Origin of the sequence: Staphylococcus sp. Ze2, assembly GCF_048568365.1 — a bacterium.
GTDB classification, from domain to species: domain Bacteria; phylum Bacillota; class Bacilli; order Staphylococcales; family Staphylococcaceae; genus Staphylococcus; species Staphylococcus xylosus.
This window is the reverse complement of record NZ_CP183486.1, coordinates 1,844,850-1,869,795: the sequence shown is the minus strand read 5'-3', so window position 1 is coordinate 1,869,795 and position 24,946 is coordinate 1,844,850. Positions and strand designations below refer to the sequence as shown.

Annotated in this window: 23 protein-coding genes; 14 read left to right on the top strand and 9 right to left on the bottom strand. The window is 31.1% G+C overall.

Annotated features, from left to right (window positions below; translation table 11 throughout):
* Window positions 1-151 precede the first annotated feature (151 nt).
* Window positions 152-949, bottom strand: coding sequence for a glycerophosphodiester phosphodiesterase family protein (locus ACM591_RS08860; RefSeq protein WP_038678455.1), 798 nt, complete (start codon window positions 947-949; stop codon window positions 152-154).
* A 73-nt stretch (window positions 950-1,022) separates the two neighbouring features.
* Window positions 1,023-2,525, bottom strand: a complete 1,503-nt coding sequence (locus ACM591_RS08855) for a glycosyltransferase (RefSeq protein ID WP_069796576.1) — start codon at window positions 2,523-2,525, stop codon at window positions 1,023-1,025.
* A 785-nt stretch (window positions 2,526-3,310) separates the two neighbouring features.
* Here ACM591_RS08855 and ACM591_RS08850 point away from each other — a divergent pair.
* The 12 genes from ACM591_RS08850 to ACM591_RS08795 all read left to right on the top strand — a co-directional run bounded on the left by ACM591_RS08850 (window position 3,311) and on the right by ACM591_RS08795 (window position 14,908).
* On the top strand, window positions 3,311-3,781 hold the full coding sequence (locus ACM591_RS08850; protein ID WP_081225061.1) for a GNAT family N-acetyltransferase: 471 nt from the start codon (window positions 3,311-3,313) through the stop codon (window positions 3,779-3,781).
* A 239-nt stretch (window positions 3,782-4,020) separates the two neighbouring features.
* Window positions 4,021-4,233 (top strand): hypothetical protein, encoded by a 213-nt coding sequence (locus ACM591_RS08845; protein ID WP_029377356.1) that lies wholly within the window; start codon window positions 4,021-4,023, stop codon window positions 4,231-4,233.
* Between the two features lie 592 nt (window positions 4,234-4,825).
* Entirely contained in the window at window positions 4,826-6,232 is a 1,407-nt protein-coding gene (locus ACM591_RS08840) for an anthranilate synthase component I (protein ID WP_225489190.1), read from the top strand.
* A complete protein-coding gene (locus tag ACM591_RS08835) occupies window positions 6,229-6,825 on the top strand; it encodes an anthranilate synthase component II (protein WP_029377354.1) in 597 nt (198 codons plus the stop codon). The genes ACM591_RS08840 and ACM591_RS08835 overlap by 4 nt, the downstream gene beginning before the upstream one ends.
* Window positions 6,794-7,810, top strand: coding sequence for an anthranilate phosphoribosyltransferase (trpD, locus tag ACM591_RS08830; RefSeq protein WP_029377353.1), 1,017 nt, complete (start codon window positions 6,794-6,796; stop codon window positions 7,808-7,810). The genes ACM591_RS08835 and trpD overlap by 32 nt, the downstream gene beginning before the upstream one ends.
* Window positions 7,794-8,576 (top strand): indole-3-glycerol phosphate synthase TrpC, encoded by a 783-nt coding sequence (trpC, locus tag ACM591_RS08825; RefSeq protein ID WP_038678460.1) that lies wholly within the window; start codon window positions 7,794-7,796, stop codon window positions 8,574-8,576. The genes trpD and trpC overlap by 17 nt, the downstream gene beginning before the upstream one ends.
* Entirely contained in the window at window positions 8,573-9,202 is a 630-nt protein-coding gene (locus ACM591_RS08820) for a phosphoribosylanthranilate isomerase (RefSeq protein WP_029377351.1), read from the top strand. The genes trpC and ACM591_RS08820 overlap by 4 nt, the downstream gene beginning before the upstream one ends.
* Before the next feature lie 2 nt (window positions 9,203-9,204).
* Window positions 9,205-10,419, top strand: a complete 1,215-nt coding sequence (gene trpB / locus ACM591_RS08815; RefSeq protein WP_029377350.1) for a tryptophan synthase subunit beta — start codon at window positions 9,205-9,207, stop codon at window positions 10,417-10,419.
* A complete protein-coding gene (gene trpA, locus ACM591_RS08810) occupies window positions 10,412-11,140 on the top strand; it encodes a tryptophan synthase subunit alpha (protein ID WP_029377349.1) in 729 nt (242 codons plus the stop codon). Before trpB ends, trpA begins: the two co-directional genes overlap by 8 nt.
* A 98-nt stretch (window positions 11,141-11,238) precedes the next feature.
* The gene (locus ACM591_RS08805) at window positions 11,239-11,898 is read left to right on the top strand and encodes a type 1 glutamine amidotransferase domain-containing protein (protein ID WP_029377348.1); all 660 of its coding nucleotides are present in this window, start codon (window positions 11,239-11,241) and stop codon (window positions 11,896-11,898) included.
* 459 nt (window positions 11,899-12,357) lie between these two features.
* The gene (locus tag ACM591_RS08800; protein WP_029377347.1) at window positions 12,358-13,620 is read left to right on the top strand and encodes an aminoacyltransferase; all 1,263 of its coding nucleotides are present in this window, start codon (window positions 12,358-12,360) and stop codon (window positions 13,618-13,620) included.
* A 28-nt stretch (window positions 13,621-13,648) separates the two neighbouring features.
* A complete protein-coding gene (locus ACM591_RS08795) occupies window positions 13,649-14,908 on the top strand; it encodes an aminoacyltransferase (RefSeq protein WP_029377346.1) in 1,260 nt (419 codons plus the stop codon).
* 329 nt (window positions 14,909-15,237) lie between these two features.
* Here the strand turns inward: ACM591_RS08795 and ACM591_RS08790 are convergent, their stop codons facing one another.
* The gene (locus tag ACM591_RS08790) at window positions 15,238-15,759 is read right to left on the bottom strand and encodes a DUF308 domain-containing protein (RefSeq protein ID WP_038678462.1); all 522 of its coding nucleotides are present in this window, start codon (window positions 15,757-15,759) and stop codon (window positions 15,238-15,240) included.
* Window positions 15,760-16,728: 969 nt separating this feature from the next.
* Here ACM591_RS08790 and ACM591_RS08785 point away from each other — a divergent pair.
* Window positions 16,729-17,736 carry a siderophore ABC transporter substrate-binding protein gene (locus ACM591_RS08785; RefSeq protein ID WP_029377344.1) on the top strand — a complete coding sequence of 336 codons (1,008 nt, stop codon included), beginning with the start codon at window positions 16,729-16,731 and terminating at the stop codon, window positions 17,734-17,736.
* Between the two features lie 74 nt (window positions 17,737-17,810).
* Here the strand turns inward: ACM591_RS08785 and ACM591_RS08780 are convergent, their stop codons facing one another.
* On the bottom strand, window positions 17,811-18,161 hold the full coding sequence (locus tag ACM591_RS08780) for a hypothetical protein (RefSeq protein WP_029377343.1): 351 nt from the start codon (window positions 18,159-18,161) through the stop codon (window positions 17,811-17,813).
* Between the two features lie 245 nt (window positions 18,162-18,406).
* Between ACM591_RS08780 and pepF the strand changes: the two genes are divergently transcribed.
* Window positions 18,407-20,215 (top strand): oligoendopeptidase F, encoded by a 1,809-nt coding sequence (gene pepF, locus ACM591_RS08775; protein WP_326026713.1) that lies wholly within the window; start codon window positions 18,407-18,409, stop codon window positions 20,213-20,215.
* 70 nt (window positions 20,216-20,285) lie between these two features.
* On the opposite strand, the gene phoU is transcribed toward pepF, so the two are convergent.
* From phoU to ACM591_RS08750, 5 genes are all read right to left on the bottom strand, one after another.
* On the bottom strand, window positions 20,286-20,936 hold the full coding sequence (gene phoU / locus ACM591_RS08770; protein WP_029377340.1) for a phosphate signaling complex protein PhoU: 651 nt from the start codon (window positions 20,934-20,936) through the stop codon (window positions 20,286-20,288).
* 7 nt (window positions 20,937-20,943) lie between these two features.
* On the bottom strand, window positions 20,944-21,819 hold the full coding sequence (gene pstB / locus ACM591_RS08765; protein WP_029377339.1) for a phosphate ABC transporter ATP-binding protein PstB: 876 nt from the start codon (window positions 21,817-21,819) through the stop codon (window positions 20,944-20,946).
* A 104-nt stretch (window positions 21,820-21,923) separates the two neighbouring features.
* Entirely contained in the window at window positions 21,924-22,838 is a 915-nt protein-coding gene (gene pstA, locus ACM591_RS08760; RefSeq protein WP_029377338.1) for a phosphate ABC transporter permease PstA, read from the bottom strand.
* 1 nt (window position 22,839) lies between these two features.
* Entirely contained in the window at window positions 22,840-23,769 is a 930-nt protein-coding gene (pstC, locus tag ACM591_RS08755) for a phosphate ABC transporter permease subunit PstC (RefSeq protein ID WP_029377337.1), read from the bottom strand.
* Between the two features lie 132 nt (window positions 23,770-23,901).
* The gene (locus tag ACM591_RS08750; protein ID WP_029377336.1) at window positions 23,902-24,846 is read right to left on the bottom strand and encodes a PstS family phosphate ABC transporter substrate-binding protein; all 945 of its coding nucleotides are present in this window, start codon (window positions 24,844-24,846) and stop codon (window positions 23,902-23,904) included.
* Between the last annotated feature and the right edge of the window lie 100 nt (window positions 24,847-24,946).

Below are 24,946 nucleotides of genomic sequence, written 5' to 3'. Positions count from 1 at the left end.
ATAAATGTAGAGATAATATATTCAATTTTAGGGATACTGAAAGTATTATGCATGGATGAACTTTTCAGAGTCATTATTAGAGATGGTCAGTAACGAAGGCTTATAGTAGCAAAACAAACCACCCGTTATACGGGTGGTTTTGATTTAAAGTTTATAAATTATTAGTAAATCCTCCATCTACTTCTAACTTCCTCATTTCGTTAACTTCTTTTTTATTATTCAAAGTAAAAACATGTACTTTTAATCCATTGTCATGAGCACGTTTTATTAAAGATTTATTTACCATTTTATGATTGATGCCTATACCATAAACTAATTTAGAAAGTTTTTTCAATTTTTTATTATTTAATTTGTTTATATCTTTATCGTATACTAGTTTGATTAAGGGTATATTTTCATTTAATTTATGGATGTTGGTTAAACTATTTAAAGAAAAAGACTGAATGATTACTTTTCCATTGTTTAAATTATGAGGTGTTAATAATGTTTTCTTATTTAATTCTTCTACTAACTTCTTATCCATTTCTGGGTACATTTCGGGTGTTTTAGTTTCAATGTAAAAATTAGTTTTATTATAATATTTTTTTAGCACATTAGATAGTTCAGGTACTTTTTCTTTTGAATATATATTGTCAAACCAAGAACCTGCGTCTAATTTATATATATCAGAACTTGTCTTATTTTTTACTAAACCTTTACCATTTGTAGTTCTACTTACATCACTATCATGCATAGCTATTAGCTTTTTATCCTTAGTCATTTGTAGGTCAAGTTCTAAGTAATCAGCTTTTTGTTCAATTGCTTTGTCATAGGCCGCATAAGTGTGTTCTGGAGCAGAACCACTAGCTCCTCTGTGTGCAATAGTTATATAGTCTTTTTCCAATATATTACTTTTACATCCTATCAACATAAAGCAGCTAAATAAACTTATCATAATTAGTTTTTTCATTTTTCACCTTCTATTAATCTAATTTTACACTTTTTCTAAGGATCACTATAATAAGTAAACGCTTAATATAAAATTATAAGTTATAGCCTATTGAATTAAACAATTGTTTGTAATTATTTTTAGCGCTATCAAATGTTAATTCAGGTTTTGTTTTAACATTGCTTAACGGCTTTTCAATAATATCTAGCATATATTTAGTTAATTGTTCTATATTATTTTTTTCTACAAGATAACCATTTTTACCGTGATCAATTATTTCAGACGGCCCGTACTTTACATCGTATGAAATCACAGGGCACCCGACATTTATACTTTCCATTACAGACAAGCCGAATCCTTCAAATGAGCTAGTTAAAAGCGAAGCCTTAGATTTCTGAAATTCATATGAGGGATCATTTGTAAAACCATGAATATGTACCTTGTTTTGGATGCCGAGATCGAATATCAAATTCTCAATTACTGAAACTTCACTAAATTCGCCTCGTCCATAAATATCCAATGAAGTATTATAACCACTTTCTAAAAACTTAGAATATGCTTTTAGTATATGGTCAATTTGTTTCTCTTCAGCAATTCTTCCTATAAACACAAACCTATCTTCTTTCACTACATTATTAGAATATGGATTAGAGTTTATAAAGTGGGGTATTACAGAAATTTTATCTGAGCTAATATTGCTAACGTTTTGTATATCATTTTTTTGTTTGTTAGTTAAAAGTAAATATTTAGATACTTTATGATAGTTTTCTAGTGCAAATTTATAGGATGGTTCAACCTTATCAGCATTCATGTGACTACTGTGGAAAACAAGTATATTCTTAGTGTTGATTTTTTTGTTGAGTAATGGTTTATCAAGTAATCTAGCATCACAAAACACTGTATCATTTTCACTGAATTTGTTATCAAAATAATGTTGGAATAATTGTTTTTCAGTTTTAAATGTTTTGTGTGGTCGATTGTCTGTATAAGTTTGTATTTGAATTACATTGTTAGCATCATTATCTTCAAAGAATTTCTTACAATAAATTATTTCATTTGCATCAAAAAATTCTTCGGCAATTTTTTTATAACTATTAGGAGAGTAGTAAATTTTTCTATGTAATAATCCATAATTATTATATTGCCAACGCTGAATTCTCTTCTTACTAATAGGAGACATAAAGTCTTCAAACTCTAATATTTTACTGTCTTTAAAATATTTTCTATATAAAACATAGGAATCGTTACTATCGTAGTAACGTACAATATTATCAGTTTTCCCAAACTTATATTTCAAATCATTCATTTCAATTGGTGTTTCTATATATTTGATTTTCTTTAGTATTTTGCTTCGAGGTGATGTTAGTAACTTATAATTTGCTAACCAGTCATATATATTTTCATATTTTATGTTTTCAGTGACTTTCTCTTCTTTTAAAAACGTTTCATATACATCATTATAATTAGGATTGTAATTAGTAGTTAATATTGTAGAAGGGATACCTAATACTTCATCTAAAAATTTTGTTCTTCCCAATAAAGATTTTGTTCTTCCTCCGTGTACTGGAGGAAGTATACTTGTAACTGTATATATCATTATTTTAAACTCCTTAAATAATAATAAGCCCGTTTAATGAAAATGATTTTATATCCTGAGCAATATAAAAATTAACATAATACTTCGATTTGAGGCTTTAATTTCCCTTTAATAATAGTAAGCAATACTTTCTAAAATTCGCCTTATAGAATTTCTGATTAATCATCATTACATTTACTTTATAGAAATTTTTCTTTTATAAGAACCTCCTTTATATTTTGAAATAAATAAACAACACATGCATATAATATTTTTATTCTAATGAATTAAATAAAATTCAACTTCCCAGTAAGAATGAAATATAGTATGTATTCATATTAGCAAACAATATAAGTATTTAATATAAAAATTGCGCAATTTATAAATTAATTTTGTTTATTGTGCTTGAAAAGTAATATTTTAAAACAGATTGTCCAATACGAATTGAATAGATGAATTTAGTTCAATATTGTTTTACTAAAGTGAGGTTATTAAAAAAGGATCGAATATTTAACTGTTATAGAGTTTATTATTTATTTATATTGTGAATAATATAAGGAGTTATACAAAAAGTATACAATTTTTCGCATATGTATAATTCATAGTCTAATGAAATTAAGTGTTGTAGTGGAGCTATCATAAAATACATCAAATTATTTAACTTGTAAGCGTTATAGTTGTTTAATTATAGTAAATAAAATGTAGTATTTTGGATTGGAGTATTTGACACTGCCTTTTCAACAGCTATTAATAATGTGAAACAAATTGTTTATAACGATTTCTAGTCGAAGAAGGGATGAATAAATATGTACTTTAAAGAAGCAACGATTTCTGATGTACCTATAATTCATAAGTTGATGATTAAAGCATTTTCAGAATACAAAAATGATAAAATGCCGTCTAGCGCTTTAGAAGAAACAGAGAGCAATATTGCTAAAGCGTTATCGCAAGAAGGAGAAAAAGCTTTAATTGCATATGAGTCAGATGAGCCAGTGGCAATGGTTAGATTTAAAATAGAACAATATAAAATGAATTTTTATCGTCTATCTGTAAATCCTCTATACCAAGGAAAAGGTGTAGGTAAGTATTTGTTAAAGTCATTAGAACTATATGCAAAAAATGAAGGTGTAGCAGAAATTATATGTAAAGTTCGCATGAATATAAAAAGAAATGTTAGTCTTTATAAAGATATAGGTTATTCTATATTTGATTATTATACTATTGATAAGCCAAATAAGAAGTCATTACATATTGTATCTATGAAGAAATTTATCTAAGTATACACTGAAGGAATAATGCGAATTATTGTTTAAGCCAAAGAAAAGGTTAAAAATAAGTGAAATCAGAAATGAAATCATTACTTTTAAGATTATATTTCACGGTATATGACCACAGTTTTCACTTTAGTTATTGCATCTTATTGTGATAGCTTTAAAATAGAGAGTAAGTAGTTAGAACGAAATTATAATTAAATTTTGATCTAAGAATGAAAATGCTGTTTGGGAGATTATAAACTATGAAAAAACTAAGTTTGAGAGCGGTACTATTTACTATATTTTGGCTTTTAGTATTGTTATATGCTGCTTATGTAACATTTGCAGATGATAAGATACCATATCATCCAATTATATTCTTATTTTTATTTGCAATAGGTGCGAATATTATCAAGAAAGTAGCACCGAAAGATAATTATGAAAAATATCAAAATAACGAAGATAGATTACGATAAAAGTTGTGAATACAAGGTTTTTAATAATTGACACATCTTTGAAAACGACATTTAAATTTATGAAATTAAATTTAAGTGTTGACAAAGTCGATTTATACTAGTAGGATTTTACTTAATTACTTATCGCAACAAAAGTTGCCATTTGAAAGATAACGTAGCAAATATGTGATGTAGCAATAAGAAAGCTAATGGTTGATGGAAATTAGCACTGCATATATTGTGAATTGGGCTTTTAAATGAAAATTAAATAGCAATTAAAGTGAACAATGAATTTGTTAACTAAGGTGGCACCACGGTAACGCGTCCTTACAGTATGCGTTAGTGTGGTGTTTTTTTATATTTAAATTGAACTGAATTAGAAGGCAAAATGAAGTAAGTGATGATTAGGTAGTTGCAGAAAGTTAGTGGTTGATGAGAACTAACACCTACATATACTGAAATTGGGTTTTGTTGGATAAAAAATGAATAAAATAAAGAGAGAGTAGATGGTTTTTAGAAAACTAGATATCTACTAATTTTAGGTGGTACCGCGCGTCAGCGTCCTTAAACATTGTTTAAGGATGCTGACTTTTTTTATAAGGAGGAAAGTAATATGAAAGTACAATATCAAAAATTAAAAGCTGAAGTTAGCCCAGAAGCTCTTGCAAGATTAAGAAATAATAAAATAATTTTAGAAAGTTCGGATCAATCGCAATTAAAAGGGCGTTATTCTATTGTCATTTTCGACACATATGGAGCTGTTACTTTAGATAATGACGTAATGACTGTAGAAACACCGAACGGAATTAACATAGAACGTAACCAACCATATGACAAGATGAAAGAACTTATTGATCAATACAAAACAGCTATAGATGACGAAATATTGGCTCAATTACCATTTATATCAGGGTTTGTTGGATCATGTAGTTTTGATTTAGTGAGACATGAGTTCCCGGTATTAAAGAAAATCGAATTAGCAGATCATCCACAACACGATACGAAATTTCATATGGTAGAGGATGTTTATATTTTTGATCATTATAAAGAACATTTATATGTTATAGCGACGAACTTATTTTCTAATGACAATGACTCACAATTACAGGAGCGTGTGCAACGTCGTGTGGCAGAGTTGCAATATATTAAAATTTATCCAACACAAATTGAGCATCTTTCAACAGAGAAGGACATAAAATCCAATATGGCACCAACACAATTTATTGAAACAGTTGAACATATGAAAACACTTATTCAACAAGGAGATATGTTTCAAGTTGTACCATCGATTATTTATAGCTACGAACACTTTTTTGGTCAACAGCTACAACAATTGTCATACCAACTTTATCAAAATCTAAAACGGCAAAATCCAAGTCCATATATGTACTATATGAATATGGATGAACCTATTATTGTTGGAAGTTCACCTGAGAGTTTTGTAAAGGTACAAGGTGAAACGGTAATCACTAATCCAATTGCTGGAACAATTAAAAGAGGTGCTACCGAAGATGAGGATAAAATAAATGAAGCGCAGTTGAAAAATGATGATAAAGAATTAAGTGAACATAGTATGCTAGTTGATTTAGGACGCAATGACATTCATAGAGTGAGTCAGACTGGAACATCAAAAATTCAAAAACTAATGACAATCGAACGCTATGAACATGTAATGCATATCGTAAGTGAAGTAACCGGTAAATTAAAAAGTAACTATTCTCCAATGTCTGTAATTGCGAGTTTATTACCCACAGGAACGGTTTCAGGTGCGCCAAAACTGAGAGCGATTCAACGTATCTACGAATCACAACCACATAAACGTGGTGTTTATAGTGGTGGTATTGGTTATATTAATTGTAATCATGATTTAGATTTTGCATTAGCAATAAGAACGATGATGATTGATGAAACACATGTGAATGTTCAAGCAGGCTGCGGTGTAGTATTTGACTCTATACCTGAAAAAGAGCTTGAAGAAACGAAACTGAAAGCCAAAAGTTTATTGGAGGTATCACCATGATATTAATTGTCGATAACTACGATTCTTTTACTTATAATTTAGTAAATATGATAGCACAGCATAAAGAAGTGATTATTAAGTATCCAGATGACCCAAATATATATAATTTAGATGTTGAAGGTATAGTGATATCACCAGGTCCTGGTCATCCATTAGATACTGATAATCTAATAAATATTATTAAGCACTATGAAAATAAACCTATATTAGGTGTTTGCTTGGGTGCACAAGCATTAACTTGTTATCATCAAGGAGATGTGATCCAAAGTGAACATATTATGCATGGTAAAAAAGATCAAATGCAAATCATAAAAGAGACAAAGTTATACAGTGATATTCCAGAATATTCTGAAATAATGAGATACCATTCACTTATTAGCGATCCACAAACGATGCCTGAATCTTTATCAATTACAGCGACAACGAAAGATTGTATTCAATCATTCGAACATTTGCAGTTATTACACTTTGGCATTCAATATCATCCCGAATCATTTGCTACTGAATTTGGGGAACAAATTATTAAAAACTTTTTAAAGATAGTAGAGGAGGTTGCAAACCATGGAATTACAAGCATTACTCAATCAATATAAACCATTAAATCAGAGAGAAATGAATGCGTTTATCGAGTTACTTATTTCTGAAGATGTAAAAGATGAAGTGAAAATAGAATACTTAACTTCGTTTTCCGAAAAAGAAATTACACAGGAAGAATTAACATACATTGTTAAAAGTTTGATACATTCTATGTATGATCAACAGCCTTACTATCCAAATAGTATGTGTGTTTGCGGTACCGGTGGAGATAAATCTAATAGTTTCAATATTTCAACCACTGTCTCTTTTGTAATCGCGAGTGCCAACGTTCCAGTTATTAAACATGGTAATAAGAGTGTTACGTCATCATCAGGAAGTACAGATTTACTAAATGCTATGCAAATTCAAACTACTTCTGTAGAACAGACACCGAGCCAATTAGACAATACAGGGTTAGCATTTTTAAGTGCAACAGAAACGTATCCAATTATGAAGCAAATACAACCTATAAGAAAACATATGAGTAACCCAACGATTTTTAATATAACAGGCCCGATAATAAATCCTTTTAAATTGGATTATCAAGTTATGGGTGTCTATGAAACTTCAAAACTAGATAAAATTGCTCAAACGTTAGCAGATTTAGGGCGAAAAAAAGCAATTGTAGTGTATGGGGCTAATGGTATGGATGAAGCAACTTTGTCTGGAGACAATATTATATATGAAGTGAACGCAAATGAAAGTGTTAAAACTTACACTTTAAATGCTAACGATGTTGGACTAGATTATGCGCCAAATGAAGAATTAATCGGTGGTACACCAGTTGAAAATTTGGAAATAACTAAAAATATTCTGAATGGTACAGATCGCAGTGCTAAAAGAGATGTCGTTGTATTGAATGCTGGTATTGCACTATATGTGTCAGAGCAAGTGAGTACAATTCAAGAAGGTGTAAGTAAAGCACAGAAATTGATTGATGAAGGCGAAGCATTAGCGCAATATAACAAAATGGGAGGCAAAACGTATGACTATATTGGATGAAATAGTATTATATAAAAAGGATTTGCTCGAACAGGGCTATTATGAAGAAAAATTAAAAACCCTTGATGATGTAGATATTTCACATAAAACTACTTTTAAGGCACAAATAGATGAATCAGATCGATTAGCAGTTATTGCAGAAATTAAATCTAAAAGTCCAACATTAAATGAATTGCCAGGTAGAGATTTAGCGCAACAAGTTAAAGATTATGAAGCTCACGGCTCTAATGCAGTCTCAATATTAACTGATGAGCAATACTTTGGGGGGAGCTATGAACGTTTACAATCCTTAACTACTCAAACTGACTTACCAGTATTATGCAAAGACTTTGTCGTAGATAAAATACAAATAGATGTTGCTAAAAAAGCAGGCGCTTCAATTATTCTATTAATAGTCAATGTCTTAACCGATCAGCAATTGAAAGAGTTATATCAATATGCAACTTCATTAAATTTAGAAGTACTTGTTGAGGTGCATGATAAAGAAGAGTTATCACGTGCTTATCAGCTAAATCCACAAATTATTGGTGTGAATAACCGAGATCTAAAAAGATTTGTTACAGACGTTTTGCATACTAATGAAATTTTAGAAAATAAAAAAGATGGTTATTATTATATTTCGGAAAGTGGCATTCGTGATGAACAAGATGTAGCGAATGTTGTTGATTCTGGTATAGATGGTTTATTGATTGGTGAATCGTTAATGAAATGTGATGATTTAAGCCAGTTTTTACCAGGTTTAAAATTAGATAAGGTGAAGAAATGAAGTTGAAATTTTGTGGTTTTCGTCAGCTATCAGATGTGAAGAAAGCAAAAGATTTGGACATCGATGCGATGGGGTTTATCCATTTTCCCAAAAGTAAGCGATTTGTTGATATCCAAACGATTAGGCAATTTACAGATGTTATCCCTGATGATAAGGAAAAGGTAGTTATCTTGGTGAATCCTGATTATGATGTGATAGACAATTTAATAGAAGAAACTGGGATCACATCAATGCAATTACACGGTGAGGAACCATTATCCACAATCTCATATATAAGACAAAAAAGTAAGGATATTAAGATTATTAAAGCCTTGCCAGCCAAAGATAGTGAATCATTACTGACAGCAATTGAATATTATAAACATGTAGTAGATCAATTTATTATAGACACACCATCACAAAACTATGGTGGTACAGGTAAAGTGTATGATTGGGAAATACTTAAAGTTGTTAATGATATTGATTATTTGATTGCAGGCGGTATCAATTATGAAAATATTCAAAAGATAGAAAAATTATCACTACAACATAGTGGTTATGATATTGCTAGTGGTATAGAAACAAATAATGATAAAGATAAATGTAAAATGCAATCAATAATAGAACTTGTAAAAGGAGCTAATTAATTATGGTAAAAAACATCCAAACAGAAGTAGATGAATTTGGTTTCTTTGGTAATTATGGTGGGCAGTATGTACCAGAAACCTTAATGCCAGCAGTACAAGAACTTAAACAGGCATATCAAGAGGCAAAAGAAGATCCTAAATTCCAAGAAGAACTCGATGGCTATTTAAAAGATTATGTCGGCCGTGAAACACCATTGACTTATGCAAAGTCGTACTCTGAATCATTAGGCGGCGCCAAAATCTATTTGAAACGTGAAGACTTAAACCATACTGGCGCTCACAAGATAAATAATGCGCTTGGACAAGCACTGTTGGCTAAACGTATGGGCAAAAACAAACTGGTTGCTGAAACAGGTGCAGGTCAACATGGCGTGGCTAGCGCAACAGTAGCTGCGTTGTTTGATATGGAACTTGTTGTATTTATGGGTGAAGAAGATATTAAGAGACAATCACTAAATGTTTTTCGAATGGAATTATTAGGCGCAAAAGTAGAACCAGTAACTGAAGGGCAAGGAACGCTGTCCGATGCAGTGAACAAGGCGCTACAATATTGGGTGAGTCATGTAGAAGATACCCATTATTTATTAGGGTCTGCGTTAGGTCCAGATCCGTTTCCTACTATTGTAAGAGACTTTCAAAAAATTATAGGTACTGAGATTAAATCTCAAGTTCAACAAATTGAAGGTCGCTTACCTGATGCCATTGTAGCTTGCGTGGGTGGAGGATCAAATGCAATTGGAACGTTTTACCCATTTGTCGAAGATGATGTAAAATTATATGGCGTCGAAGCAGCTGGTGAAGGTTTTGATTCTGACAAACATGCGTTAGCAATAAATAAAGGTAAAGAAGGCGTGTTACACGGTACTAAAATGTACCTAATACAAGACGAGCATGGTCAAATAGAATTAGCACACTCTATTTCAGCTGGATTAGATTATCCTGGCGTTGGTCCTGAACATTCGTATTATCATGATATCGGCAGAGTGAAGTATGCAACCGCAAGTGATAAACAAGCTATGGATGCACTTGTTAGATTCACTAAAGCTGAAGGCATTATCCCTGCTATTGAAAGCGCGCATGCGTTAAGTTATGTAGAAACATTGGCACCGACTATGAACTCAGATGAAATCCTAGTTGTTACAGTGTCAGGTCGTGGTGATAAGGATATGGAAACAATCAGAAATTATATGAAACAGGACGGTGACACACATGAATAAACTATTTATACCATATGTAATGGGAAATAAGCATTTTATTGAAAATGTGAAAACATTAAGTCATGTAGGTGCTGATATAATTGAGGTGGGGGTGCCTTTTTCAGATCCAGTCGCTGATGGTCCTGTGATTATGGATGCCGGGAATAAAGCAATTCAAGAAGGTGTGAATATACAATTCATTTTGGATCAACTCACAAAACATCGTGATGAAATCCAAAGTGATTATGTATTAATGACGTATTATAATATCATCAATTATTATGGTGAAGAAGACTTTTTACAAGCATGCGAACGTGCCGGAGTATATGGATTAATTATACCTGACTTACCCCATGAATTAGTGCAACAATTTAAAGCACGTCATCCACATAGAAAGACAAAAATCATCTCATTAATCGCTATGACAACATCTGAATCTAGAAGTGATCAAATCGCTAAAGACGCAGAGGGTTTTATATATACTGTAACAATGAACGCTACAACTGGTGAAAATGGTAAATTCCATCCAGATTTAAAAGATAGAATAAAAAAAATAAAAGATAAATCTGAAGTTCCCGTAGTTGCTGGCTTTGGTATACGAACACCAGAACATGTTAAAGATATTACTGAGGCATCAGATGGAGTAGTTATAGGTAGTGAAATTGTTAAACGATTTGAAAATGATAGCGAAAAAAATATGTTGAATTACTTGAAATCTATAAGAAATGCACTTAATCAATAAAATTCCACAATAATTTTATGTATGAATTTGTTAAAATAAGGGTATCAGATTATCAGAGGATTATTGATAATCCTTATTTTATAAAGAGGTGATATAAAATGAGTAAAAAAGTTTTATTCATACTAACAAGTAGAAATCAATATGATGATGGAACACCAACAGGATTATGGTTAGAAGAGGCGAGCGAGCCTTATAATATATTAACTGAAGCAGACATTGCTGTAGATATAACTTCTATTGAAGGCGGTGCAGTTCCTTTAGATCCAAATTCAACACAAAATAACGAACTTGATAAATATGCAGAATTTGTAGCAAAAATTAAAGATGTACCTAGTATTGCAGAAGTAGATGTAGCTCAGTATGACGCTGTGTATCTACCTGGTGGTCACGGAACAGTATTTGATTATGCACACAATCAACAATTATCATCGATATTAGCAGATTTTAAAGATGAAGATAAAATTATTTCATCTGTATGTCACGGACCAAGTGCATTTGTTGGCGCCAAAGATAAACAAGGTAATTTCTTAGTTAATGGCGTTACACTTACTTCATTTACAGATGAAGAAGAACGTGCAATGGGCTTAGAAAATAAAGTGCCATTCTTAACTCAAACAGAATTAGAAAATCAAGGTGCTAAGTTCGTAACTAAAGAAAACTTTACCGAACATATAGAAACAGATAGTCAATTTATAACTGGACAAAATCCACAATCAAGTGTTGCTATCGGTAAAGCATTACGCGATGCATTAAAATAAACACAATGATAATTTATTAGTTATTTGCGCTAAATAAAAACTGGGAGACTTATGAAGTTTCCCAGTTTTTATTATATGTTAAGAAGTAGACTAATATATATTAATATTTAAATTTAAATGTAGATGAAGAAAGTCGAATTAAACACATATACGCAAGGCTGATAGCTTTAATAATGTAATATAAAGTGAAAATATTGTTTGTCTAACCTATTGTCATTAAGATGTTTTTAGTAAATAAATGTATATTAAAACACTTTTTAATAATTAAAATAATGCTGATGAAAGATTAAATATAAATACTTTGTTAGAATAGAAGTAATGGTATAATTGTAAGACACATAATGAATATAAAGCGTTTTGGACAGGGTATTGATTTTGTTTTATGAATGAATATTGTATAATAATTAAGATTGAAGTTTAACTCGAAAAAGAATTATAGACAATTAGGAGTATATAAAAATGAAATTTACAAATTTAACTGCAAAAGAGTTTGGTGCATTTTCAGATAAAATGCCAAATAGCCATTTCACGCAAATGGTAGGGAATTATGAATTAAAAATTGCAGAAAGTACTGAAACACATTTAGTAGGTATAAAAAACAATGATAATGAAGTCATTGCAGCTTGTTTATTAACTGCAGTACCAGTAATGAAATTCTTTAAGTATTTTTACACTAATAGAGGTCCGGTTATAGATTTTGAAAATAAAGAATTAGTGCATTACTTTTTCAATGAACTATCTAAATATGTGAAAAAACATAATGCGCTTTACTTAAGAGTTGATCCTTATTTAGCATATCAATATCGTAATCATGATGGTGAGGTATTGGAAAATGCAGGACATGATTGGATTTTCGATAAAATGAAGCAGCTTGGATATAAACACCAAGGATTTTTAACTGGTTTCGATTCAATTATTCAAATTAGGTTCCACTCTGTACTGGATTTAGTAGGCAAAACTGCTAAAGATGTACTAAATGGTATGGATAGTTTACGTAAACGAAATACTAAAAAAGTACAAAAAAATGGCGTGAAAGTAAGGTTCTTAGGGGAAGATGAGTTGCCAATTTTCCGTTCATTCATGGAAGATACATCTGAAACTAAAGACTTTGACGATAGAGACGATGACTTTTACTATAATAGATTAAGGTATTATAAAGATCGTGTATTAGTACCTCTAGCTTATATGGATTTCAATGAATATATTGAAGAATTGCAATCTGAACGTGAGGTGTTAAGCAAAGATATCAATAAAGCAGTGAAAGATATCGAGAAAAGACCTGAAAATAAAAAAGCATATAATAAAAAAGATAATCTAGAGAAACAACTTATAGCGAATCAACAAAAAATTGATGAAGCTAAAACTCTACAAGAGAAGCATGGTAATGAACTACCAATCTCAGCAGCATATTTCATCATTAATCCTTATGAAGTAGTGTATTATGCTGGTGGAACGTCAAATGAGTTTAGACATTTTGCGGGTAGTTATGCCATTCAATGGAAGATGATTAACTATGCTATTGATCATAATATTGATAGATATAATTTTTATGGAATTAGTGGTCATTTTACAGAGGATGCAGAAGATGCCGGTGTAGTTAAATTTAAAAAAGGATTTAATGCGGATGTAGTGGAATATGTTGGTGATTTTATTAAACCAATCAATAAACCAATGTACAAAATTTATACGACATTAAAGAAAATTAAAGATAAAAAGAAATAAACATTTAATAGAAGGGAACTAAGCTAGAATGAAATTTACAGAGTTAACTGTCAAAGAATATGATAATTTTGTACAGAATCCAGCACTAGAGAGTCATTACTTTCAAGTGAAAGAAAATATTGCGACAAGAGAAGAAGATGGATTTCAAGTTGTTTTATTAGGCTTAAAAGATGACGACAATCAAGTTATTGCTGCTAGTCTTTTCTCTAAAATCCCAACAATGGGAAGCTATGTTTATTATTCAAATCGTGGACCAGTGATGGATTACAATGATTTAGGTTTAGTAGATTTCTATTTACGTGAATTAGATACGTATTTACAGCAACATAATTGTTTGTATGTAAAGATGGATCCTTATTGGATATATCAAATTTACGATAAAGATATTAATCCTTTATCAAATCAAGATAAGAATGATGCATTAGTAAATTTATTTAAGTCACACAATTATACGCATCATGGTTTTACAACGGAATATGATACATCAAGCCAAGTGAGATGGATGGGTGTATTAAAACTTGATGGTGAAACGCCAGCATCATTAAAAAAACAGTTTGATAGTCAGCGTAAACGAAACATAAATAAAGCGATTAATTACGGTGTTAAAGTTAGATTATTACCAAGAGAAGAATTTGGTATATTCTTAGAACTTTATCGTGAAACGGAAGAACGTGCTGGTTTTGTTTCAAAGACAGATGAATATTTCTACAATTTCATTGATAATTATGGCGATAAAGCGTTAGTACCATTGGCATATATTGATTTAGATGAATATATTAATAATACGCAAGAGGGTATTAATGAAAAAGAAGCGCGTAGAGATCAAATGATGCAAAATGAAAACAAATCGGACAAACAATTGAAAAAAATTGCTGAGTTAGATAAACAAATCGAGCATGATAAAAAAGAATTGCTACATGCAAGTGAATTAAGACAAACTGATGGGGCGATATTGAATCTAGCAGCAGGTGTATACTTTGCAAATGCGTATGAAGTAAATTATTTCTCAGGTGGTTCTTCAGAGAAATATAACCAATATATGGGGCCTTATATGATGCATTGGTTCATGTTAAATTATTGTTTTGATCATGGATATGGACGTTATAATTTCTATGGACTATCAGGTGATTTCACTGAAAATAGTGAGGATTACGGAGTTTATCGTTTTAAACGTGGTTTTAATGTACAAATCGAAGAATTAATCGGTGACTTCTACAAACCAATCAAGAAAACGAAATACTGGTTGTTTAATACACTGAATAATTTAAGAAAAAAAGTTAGAAAATAAAAAAAGAAAGCATACTGATGATGTTAAGCCCTGGTCAGTATGCTTTCTTTCGTTCTGAAGTTGGTTATATTAGGATGGCATTCCAATATAACAGTGAACTAAAGTGTGGAATAGTCTGAGAAGTTATGTTCTAGTTGCACTCCACATATTTTAGTATAGCATAGGGTAAAACAATTTCAATATTTAAGAATAAAAATAATTTTATAGTAAAAAAAGTTTTTATATTATAAAAAATACATAAAACACCCTAAAACTTAACATTTTAGGGTGTTTTTGGTTACAAAGGTGTTCTCGATCCATATAAAAGTTAGTTCAATAAATAAAAAAGACTAATTTAATGCATCTATGATATAACTGACACCTATAATAAAGAATACAGCGCTAATAAATATAGCAATAATAAATGCAGCTATGAGTGGATTAAATAACAATATAATCCCGAATAAAATAGCTGAAATATTTAAAATAATTGAGATAATATGAAAAATCTTATTTGATTTTTCTAAAGGCGTCACATTAAACATATTGAAAAACGCATTAATAATAAACCAAATTGCAAACAAATAAACAATAAATGTCGTACTTGTCACTACATTGAACAAGATTAATAAACCGAGGATTATATTAATAATACCTAATATAACAAGCATTGTAGCACTTTGATTTGCTGTTCTTTTAATTACTTGTCTTACAAATATTTCTAAAAAACCATTAATTATAAATAAAAGACCAATTAACCAAGTTATAGCAAATAAGTTTTCTTCTGGAAAACTTATGATAAATACACCTATAATAAGAAAACTTACGCCGATGATTAAACTAGACCATTTAATGGTTGAAGATTGATGCATAAATGTCACTCCTAAACTTTTTACTAACTAATATATACCCAAAAACGAGAAAAAAACACCATTTTTTAAGTGGACTATAATTATGTTATGTAACCCTATATAAGTAATAGCAAAATCAAAAATATATTATAAGGATTGCTAGTTCATCTAGGAAGAGTAGCGCAACTCAATGAATGCGCTTGCTTAAGATTGATTTCTATATTATTTGTATGGATATTGACGCTGAGATTTGGATTTCTGAGCATCGAATTATATGTCCGTGTATCATTAACCGTTTAAATGCTAATAAATGCCTATGTGTTATTTGGTGTTATACTTAGTATTTTAACAGTTGCTGTAATGTAATAAATTCGTTTATCTATAAGATCTTTTCAGAAAATCTGTAAAACGCGATGATCATAAGTAAACGTATGTTATGAATTGTAGTATATATAACATGTTCAGGTTCATATGTAACTAGTCGATATTTTAATATAATGAATATGTGTGCAAATATGTTTGATCTAATACGTATGTAAAATAATGGTCTTTATGCTAGATTGATTATATATAGATGAGTAAAAATTTGAAATTCATTTTAGTTTACATAATATATATTATAGGAAGTTATTAGTATTTCAATATAACTTATACTCATGACCCTATTTCATCATATATAAATCTATTTGTGATTTGATTACTGATAAGTATTTTGTTCTAGTACGTCTATTTGTTAAATGCTAAGACTTAATTATTACTTATATGTTAAAACCATCTGTATATACCCGATTTAGAGTTAGTTTTTACTAGTATTAGTTAAATGTTTAACTTGTTTCTTATAGATGTAGTTGTTTGCAATTTTGAAAAATATCAATGAACATTTAAAGTTGCTAAAAATATCATACAATACTTAAGTATTACTAAAAGTCTAATTGATAATGATTTTCATTTAATATATAATTAACTTCTAGATCAAAGGAGGAATTACATATGAATAGATTCACATTATTTATAATAACAGCTTTATGTATTTTATTTTTAGGTGCTTGTAATAATGCTCAAAGTGATAAAGAATCGAAACAAACAGTTAAAATCAAAACTTCTTATGAGTTCAAAGATAAGAATAAAGACCATAATAGAGGTGAAATGAAACATGAGACTATTGAGGTTCCTGTTAATCCTAAACGAGTTGTAGTTATGGATTACGGAGCTTTAGATGTAATGCAACAATTAAAATTAGAAAATCGTATAGTTGCTATTGCTAAGGGACAAGGAGCTTCATTTTTACCAAATAGACTAAAAACATTTAAGAATGAAAAATATAAAAATATTGGTAATCCAGGTCAACCTAATTATGATGAGTTAGCAAAGTCAAAACCAGACGTTATTTTTGCGTCTTTCAGACAAGCACATACGAAAACTTTGGAAGAAATGAAGAAAGCTGCTCCAAATGCTAAAATTATTTTTATAAGCCCCCAGAATGATGATTACATAAATTCAATTAAGCAAAACACTGAAAATATTGGTAAGATTTTTGAAAAGAGAAAAGAAGCAAAAAAATTAGTTACACAACTGGATGATGAAATTGCTGAAACTAAAAAACGAATTGACGATGAATCAGTCTTGTTCTTAAATGTTGATGATAAAGGTTTAAAAACATATGGTTCTACAGGGAGATTCGGAGGTTTCTTAAATAAAGATTTAGGTATTAAACACCCTGATAAACAAATGAAAGCTAATTCAAGTGGCATACTTATTTCTAATGAATACTTAAATGAAATTAATCCTGATAAATTATTTGTTATTGATAGAACTAAAAAAACTAATAGACAGGATAAAGCTATACCTCAAGCATTACAAAATGATGTTATTAAAAATTCAAAAGCAATTAAAAATAATGATGTTACAGTATTTGAAGCGAATAGTTGGTTTTTTGGTGAAGGTGGTATTGGATTAACTATTGAACAGTTAGAGCAAATACAAAAAGCTTATAAATAACCCCCACTAACCTATTTAACGATAATAATAAAAGGAATTGTAACGTAAATTGCTACAATTCCTTTTATAAATATTTATCTTTTTTCTCTGTAATTTTCGATTTCGTCTTGTGGTATTCCTCCACGTTTTCGAATCTCTTTTTTGGCTTTTTTCTCTCGACGTTTACGTCTCCAATTTCTCGTAGAATACCATACTAAAAAGCTGATAATTAAGCTTAGAACAGCCATAAACGCTGCAAACCCTAGTAATGGCTCATATGTAATGTCTTGGAAATTAGGAATTAAAAACGCGGCTATTGCCAACACTATAAATGTTAGAACGGCTGTAGCAAACCATTTATGTAATACGAGATTACAAAACACAGTTACGACTATAACCGCAACAATTGAGATCCATAAAAAATTTGGCATATCAAATATCGTCATCTATTGCACTCCTTATATTTTAAACCCTGATTTTAAGTGGTGTTTATTTAATTGTACTATATTTTTATATGAATAGTGTCCGACTGCGGGAGTATACTTTAATAATATTTGTGAATTTATGTGAAGTCAATCAATTTTATCATTGTTCCCTACTTTGAATTTTACAAAACTAACAGTTGTATTTCTTATACGGCTTTCATGTATAATTAACTGTGAATACTAAAATAAATTTTAGGAGTGATTCAATGACTAAAACATTACCGTTCAGAAAAGAAGTTCCATTAGAAGAAACGTGGGACATTTCAGGTTTATTCACCTCAGATGATGAATTTTATCAAACTTTAACAGAAACTATTAGATCGGCTAAGGCATTTAATGCTCAATATGTTAATCAGTTGAATGATGTACAGATAATTGAACAAGCTTTGGATGACTATTCTGAAATATTAATTCAATTAGATAGAATGGCTAATTACGCAGAATTACGCTTAAGTGTAGATACAGCCAACGAACATTCACAGACGCTAAGTGCAAAATTATCAACATCTTACGGCAAAATTGCAAGTGAGTTATCCTTTGTCGTATCAGAGATTACATCATTATCCGAATCAGATTTAGATGAACTAATTAATATATCGAAATACCCTCATTTTCTTACTAAGGTTAAATCTAAAAAAGCATATGAATTATCACCAGAAGTTGAAAAAGTATTAGCAAGCTTGTCCCCTACTTTTGATAGCGCGTATGAATTATATGGCACTACTAAAATGTTAGACATAAACTTTGAATCTTTTAAACACAACAATCAACTCTATCCTTTAGATTATGCAACATTTGAAAATGAATATGAAGATAACCCTGACACAACGTTTAGAAAAACAAGCTTCAAATATTTCAGTGATGCATTACGTAAATACCAACATACTACTGCTGCTACATATAATATGCAAGTTCAGCAAGAGAAAATAGAAGCAGATTTAAGGGGCTATGATTCAGTTATTGATTATTTATTACAAGATCAAGAAGTCACACGTGATATGTTTAATCGCCAAATTGATGTGATTATGAGTGATTTGGCGCCAATTATGCAAAAATACGCTAAGCTCATCAAACGCGTTCACGGTTTAGAAGTTATGGGCTTCGAAGATTTGAAAGTGTCTATTGATCCGGATTATGAACCAGAAATTTCAATTGAAGAATCTAAACAATATATTTATGGTGCTTTAGAAGTTTTAGGTGAAGATTACTTAAAAATGGTTGAATCAGCCTACGATGACAGATGGATAGATTTTGCTCAAAATAAAGGTAAGGATACTGGTGCATACTGTGCAAGTCCTTATGCATCACATTCATATATCTTTATCTCTTGGACTGGTAAAATGACAGAGACGTTTGTTCTAGCACATGAGCTTGGTCATGCTGGTCACTTTACTTTAGCGCAGAATTATCAAAATTATTTGGAATCAGAAGCTTCTATGTATTTTGTTGAAGCACCGTCAACAATGAATGAAATGCTAATGTCTAATTATCTATTTGAAAATAGTGATAACTCTAAGTTTAAGCGTTGGGTAATTGGTTCAATTGTTTCAAGAACATATTATCATAATATGGTTACGCATTTATTAGAAGCAGCATATCAGCGCGAAGTTTATAATAAAGTAGATAATGGAGAATCATTAACTGCTCCTGTACTCAATCAAATTATGTTAGATGTATATGGCCAATTCTTTGGTGATAGTGTTAAATTAACTGAAGGTACAGAATTAACATGGATGAGACAGCCTCACTATTACATGGGATTATATTCCTATACGTATTCTGCTGGTTTAACAATTGGTACAGTTATGTCTCAACGTATTCAAAACGAAGGACAACCCGCAGTCGATGCTTGGTTAGAAACGTTGAAAGCTGGTGGCAGTAAATCGCCGGTAGCACTTGCAGATATCGCTAATATTGATATTCGTACAGATGCTCCTTTAAAATCAACGATTGGTTATATAGGGAGTCTAGTTGATGAATTAGAAAAGCTTACAGATGAAATTGAGCAAGCATAAAGCTTGTAGAATAATATAAAAAGGCTCAATAATCGCAAGGCGTTAAATTCCTATGCGACTATTGGGCCTTTTATTTATTATAAGATTCGTAGCGATCACCTGTGATGAAAAAGTAGATATTTTCAGCGATATTTGTAATGTGGTCTCCTATACGTTCTAGATATCTCGCAGCTAAATGTGCTTGGCCAGCTACAAAAGGATCGTTATCTATTAAATAAGTCGTATTGACTATGTTTCTATATAAATCATCGATATCTACATCTCTTTCGATGATCTCTTTAATTAAGGTAATATCATTGTCTCTTACAGCATCGTTTAAATCTTTTAACATTAAAAGTGCGAGTTTCCCCATTGTATTGAGCCTTGTAAGGACGTAATTATCAATAATTTTAGCTCTAAGTCTAATTTCAGCAATGTTAGCTGAGTTATCTCCAATACGTTCGAAGTCAGAAGCAATTTTCATTGCTGCCATCATTAAACGCAAATCGCTGGCGATAGGTTGCTGTTTAGTTATAAGCATGATAACTTTTTCGTTAATTTCAGTTTCAATCTCATTGATATCTTTATCTTTGGCTATAGTTTGTCTAGCATAGTTACGATCTTCTTCACTTAATGACGTTAATGCGTATTCAATATTACGATATACATGAAGACCAAGTCGACGTAAATCTTTGATTAAATCATCGAGTTGGCCTTCATATTTGCGTCTAATAATCGCCATATTTAAATTATCCGAATCTACCAGATATATAATCTTCTGTTTGTTTGTCAGAAGGATTCGAGAAGATCTTATCGGTATCATCGTATTCATTTACATAGCCATTAAGGAAGAAAGCAGTTTTATCAGAAACACGAGCTGCTTGTTGCATATTGTGTGTCACAATAATAATCGAGTATTTTTCTTTTAATTCTTGAACAAGTTCTTCAACTTTTAATGTAGAAATTGGATCTAAAGCAGAAGTTGGCTCATCCATCAAGATGACATCTGGTTCAATAGCTAGAGTACGAGCGATACATACACGTTGTTGCTGTCCACCTGATAAACTGTATGCATTAGTATCTAAACGATCTTTTAATTCATCCCATATTGCTGCGCCGCGTAATGATTTTTCTACAATTTCATCTAAAACTTTTTTGTTTTTAATGCCATGAATTTTCGGGCCGTATGTGATGTTATCATAAATTGATTTTGGAAATGGGTTTGGTTGTTGGAATACCATTCCAACATTTGTTCTTAATTTTTCAACAGAATATTTATCATCGAAAATATTATTATCACGATATAAAATTTTTCCTGCCGTTTTAACAGATGGTACAAGTTCTACCATACGGTTTAATGCTTTAATATATGTTGATTTACCGCAACCAGAAGGTCCGATAATAGCTGTTACATTATTTTCTAGAATATCGAGGTTAATGTTTTTTAAAGCGTGATTTTCACCATACCATAAATCTAAATTTTTAGTAGAATACACAATATTTTTTTGCGTATCAGGTATTTTATTTTCTGATTCATTTGGGTCTATTGTTGCTATAGGTGTGTCATTACGATTCGTATGTGACTGTAAATCATCATTTATATCTTTAATTTGTTTATTAGTCATAATTAAAACTCCTTTTTTAAGGCTATGTGCTAACGTTTTCGAGCGTGTTAGCTTATTCCCATTTCATAGCTTAGTTAGATAATATCTTGCCCTCTATTACTAGATTAATATTTTTTGCTGTATTTATTTCTTAAGAATATTGCGATAGCGTTCATCAACAATAAGATTACTAGTAAGATGATTATTCCTGCTGAAGCCACGTTTTGGAATTCTGCCTGAGGTAATTTAGCCCAGTTGTAAATTGCCATTGGTAAAGCTTGGAATTGATCGAATACGCTTGACGGAAGTTGTAGTAATACAGTTGGTATACCGATAAGAATTAATGGTGCAGTTTCACCTAATGCTCTAGATAGTGCAAGGATAAAACCCGTTAATATACCAGGTATTGCTGCTGGTAATACGACGCGTCGAATAGTTTGCCATTTATTACCTCCTAGCCCGTATGAAGCTTCTCTAATTGAATTAGGTACTGCTCTTATAGCTTCTTGGCTGGCTACAATAATTACTGGTAGAATTAGTAACGACATTGTCAGCGCAGCGGCTAAGATAGAGTTGCTTAATGCTAAAGCTTCGATGCCCATACCTCGAACGAAAATAGTTAAACCCAGTAAACCGAATACTACTGATGGAACACCTGCTAAGTTTGAAATACTAACTTTAATGAAATTAGTAAATGCATTATCTTTAGCATATTCTTCTAAATAAATTGCTGTTCCCACACCTAAAATAATTGAAATTGGAATAATTGTAATCATCAACCATACTGTTCCGATTAAGGCGCCTTTAATACCAGCCATAGACGGCGTCGAAGATGAGAAACTTGTGAAAAATGATGGTGTCAGATGACCTACACCTTTGAAGAGTGTATCTATGATTAATGCTGCTAAGACAAGTAAACCAATCATCGTACAAGCAAAAAATGCCCATTTATTAATTTTATTAACGAATAAGCGTCCAGAGAGTTTTTTCTCAACGGTGTTTTGATCGACAAGTACTTTACTATTGTTTGTTTCAGCCATATTAATACTCCTCTCTGAAACGTTTTGTAATCCAATGTGATATTAAGTTCATGATTAAAGTGAAAATAAATAATGTAAAGCCTACAGCATATATACTGTAATAAATATCTGATCCAAAAGTTGCATCCCCTGTTGCTACTTGTACGATATAACCAGTCATCGTTTGAATAGAACCAGTTAAATCCAATGAAGCTGTTGGTGTACTACCGGCCGCAAGAGATACAATCATTGTTTCACCTATAGCGCGTGATATAGCTAAAACAATTGATGCCATGATACCTGATGTAGCTGCTGGCAAGACTACTTTAGTTGCAACTTCGAATTTTGTTGCGCCAAGGCCTAATGCACCTTCACGCATTTTGTTTGGAACAGAAGACATTGCATCTTCGCTCATACTTGAGATTAACGGTATAATCATGACCCCTACGACTAGTCCTGGACTGATAGAGTTGAAACTACCTAATTCCGGGAATATAGAACGTAATAATGGTGTAACAAAAGTTAAGGCAAAGAAACCAAATACGATTGTCGGAATACCAGAAAGTATTTCTAATATTGGTTTAATAATGCTTCTTGCTCTGTTTGAAGCATATTCACTTAAATATAATGCTGCGCCTAAACCAAGTGGCACTGCAACAACGGTAGCAATGGCAGTGATTTTTAATGTTCCTAAAATCAAAGCCCAGATACCATATTTAGGTGTTGATGAAAATGGATTCCATTCCATTGTAAGGAAAAAGTCTGCTAATGAAACGCGTGTGAAAAATGTGATTGTTTCTGTGAGCAGTGTTACGATAATGCCAATTGTTGCTAAAATAGAGAAAACTGCAATAATGCCTAAAATGATTGGCGCGATTTTATCGCTCTTGCCATTCTTTTTAGCATTATTTTTTGCTATCATTTCACTTACGGAGAGGTTATTATTCGCCATGTGAATTCCTTCCTTCTTGTAAACTCCCAATTATTTAAAAAAGTTGGGACTGGAAGTGTGATGACAAAGTAGTGTACAAAGTTTACTTTGTGTCCATTCCAGAACCCCAACCCTTAACGATCTAATTAAAAATTATTTTTCTTCTTTTTTGCTATCTTTCCCAATAATATCTTTTAATTTATCTTGTTGTTCTTTGTAATCTTTTTCAGGTAATGCTACGAAGCCTGCATCTTCAGCTGATTTACCTTTGTCTTCAAGTACAAATTTCATGAAGTCTTGGAATCCTTTATTATCTTTTAATTTTTTCTCGTTTGTATAAATGTATAATGGTCTACTTAAAGCATAAGAGCCATCTTGGATTGTTTTCTTAGTTGGTTCAGTTGTTTTACCTTCGTCGTCTTTAACTTTAACTTCTTTTAATTTATCTTTGTTTTGTTCATAGAAGTTGTAACCAAAGTAACCAACACCATTTTCATTGTTTTGAACTGATTGCACGATTACGTTTGTATCAGCATTTTTCTCAGCCTTGATATCCCCTTTATCCATCACTTCCTCAGTAAAGAAGTCGTAAGTACCATGTGATTGGTCAGGTGAGAAAGCTTTGATTTCTTTTGATGGCCATTCTGAATTAACATCTTTCCAAGTTTTTGCTTCGCCAGAATAGATTTTTTTGAGCTGTTCTTTTGTAAGTTCATCAACAAAATCGTTATCTTTATTGACTGTTACAGTTACACCATCTTGGGCAATTTTGAATTCATCGTATTTAATACCTTTATCATCTAGTTTTTTCTTTTCTTCATCTTTGATTGGTCTAGAGGCATTTGAAAAATCTGTGTTCCCTGCTATAAATTTCTCAAAACCACCACCTGTACCTGAAGTACCAGAAGAAACTGTTACATCTGAATTATCTTTAGCAAATTTTTCGTTTAGTTTTTCAATGATTGGACCTACTGTGGAAGAGCCATCGCCCTTAACTTCTCCTTCGCTTTTACCTGAGTTTGCGTTACCGCCGCCACAAGCACCCAATAAAAGTGAAGCACCGATTGCTGTAGTACCAAATAATTGCCATTTTTTCATTGAAACATCCTCCTAATAAGTGAATAACCCAAAAGTTATATGTATTTATTACAGTTCCTATACTACACTCTGTTTATTAAATAGAAATATAGTTAGTGTA

Coding starts and splice junctions, on each gene's coding strand:
- ACM591_RS08860 (WP_038678455.1), bottom strand. CDS start 949: ATGAAAAAACTAATTATGATAAGTTTATTTAGCTGCTTTATGTTGATA.
- ACM591_RS08855 (WP_069796576.1), bottom strand. CDS start 2,525: ATGATATATACAGTTACAAGTATACTTCCTCCAGTACACGGAGGAAGA.
- ACM591_RS08850 (WP_081225061.1), top strand. CDS start 3,311: ATGTACTTTAAAGAAGCAACGATTTCTGATGTACCTATAATTCATAAG.
- ACM591_RS08845 (WP_029377356.1), top strand. CDS start 4,021: ATGAAAAAACTAAGTTTGAGAGCGGTACTATTTACTATATTTTGGCTT.
- ACM591_RS08840 (WP_225489190.1), top strand. CDS start 4,826: ATGAAAGTACAATATCAAAAATTAAAAGCTGAAGTTAGCCCAGAAGCT.
- ACM591_RS08835 (WP_029377354.1), top strand. CDS start 6,229: ATGATATTAATTGTCGATAACTACGATTCTTTTACTTATAATTTAGTA.
- trpD (WP_029377353.1), top strand. CDS start 6,794: ATGGAATTACAAGCATTACTCAATCAATATAAACCATTAAATCAGAGA.
- trpC (WP_038678460.1), top strand. CDS start 7,794: ATGACTATATTGGATGAAATAGTATTATATAAAAAGGATTTGCTCGAA.
- ACM591_RS08820 (WP_029377351.1), top strand. CDS start 8,573: ATGAAGTTGAAATTTTGTGGTTTTCGTCAGCTATCAGATGTGAAGAAA.
- trpB (WP_029377350.1), top strand. CDS start 9,205: ATGGTAAAAAACATCCAAACAGAAGTAGATGAATTTGGTTTCTTTGGT.
- trpA (WP_029377349.1), top strand. CDS start 10,412: ATGAATAAACTATTTATACCATATGTAATGGGAAATAAGCATTTTATT.
- ACM591_RS08805 (WP_029377348.1), top strand. CDS start 11,239: ATGAGTAAAAAAGTTTTATTCATACTAACAAGTAGAAATCAATATGAT.
- ACM591_RS08800 (WP_029377347.1), top strand. CDS start 12,358: ATGAAATTTACAAATTTAACTGCAAAAGAGTTTGGTGCATTTTCAGAT.
- ACM591_RS08795 (WP_029377346.1), top strand. CDS start 13,649: ATGAAATTTACAGAGTTAACTGTCAAAGAATATGATAATTTTGTACAG.
- ACM591_RS08790 (WP_038678462.1), bottom strand. CDS start 15,759: ATGCATCAATCTTCAACCATTAAATGGTCTAGTTTAATCATCGGCGTA.
- ACM591_RS08785 (WP_029377344.1), top strand. CDS start 16,729: ATGAATAGATTCACATTATTTATAATAACAGCTTTATGTATTTTATTT.
- ACM591_RS08780 (WP_029377343.1), bottom strand. CDS start 18,161: ATGACGATATTTGATATGCCAAATTTTTTATGGATCTCAATTGTTGCG.
- pepF (WP_326026713.1), top strand. CDS start 18,407: ATGACTAAAACATTACCGTTCAGAAAAGAAGTTCCATTAGAAGAAACG.
- phoU (WP_029377340.1), bottom strand. CDS start 20,936: ATGGCGATTATTAGACGCAAATATGAAGGCCAACTCGATGATTTAATC.
- pstB (WP_029377339.1), bottom strand. CDS start 21,819: ATGACTAATAAACAAATTAAAGATATAAATGATGATTTACAGTCACAT.
- pstA (WP_029377338.1), bottom strand. CDS start 22,838: ATGGCTGAAACAAACAATAGTAAAGTACTTGTCGATCAAAACACCGTT.
- pstC (WP_029377337.1), bottom strand. CDS start 23,769: ATGGCGAATAATAACCTCTCCGTAAGTGAAATGATAGCAAAAAATAAT.
- ACM591_RS08750 (WP_029377336.1), bottom strand. CDS start 24,846: ATGAAAAAATGGCAATTATTTGGTACTACAGCAATCGGTGCTTCACTT.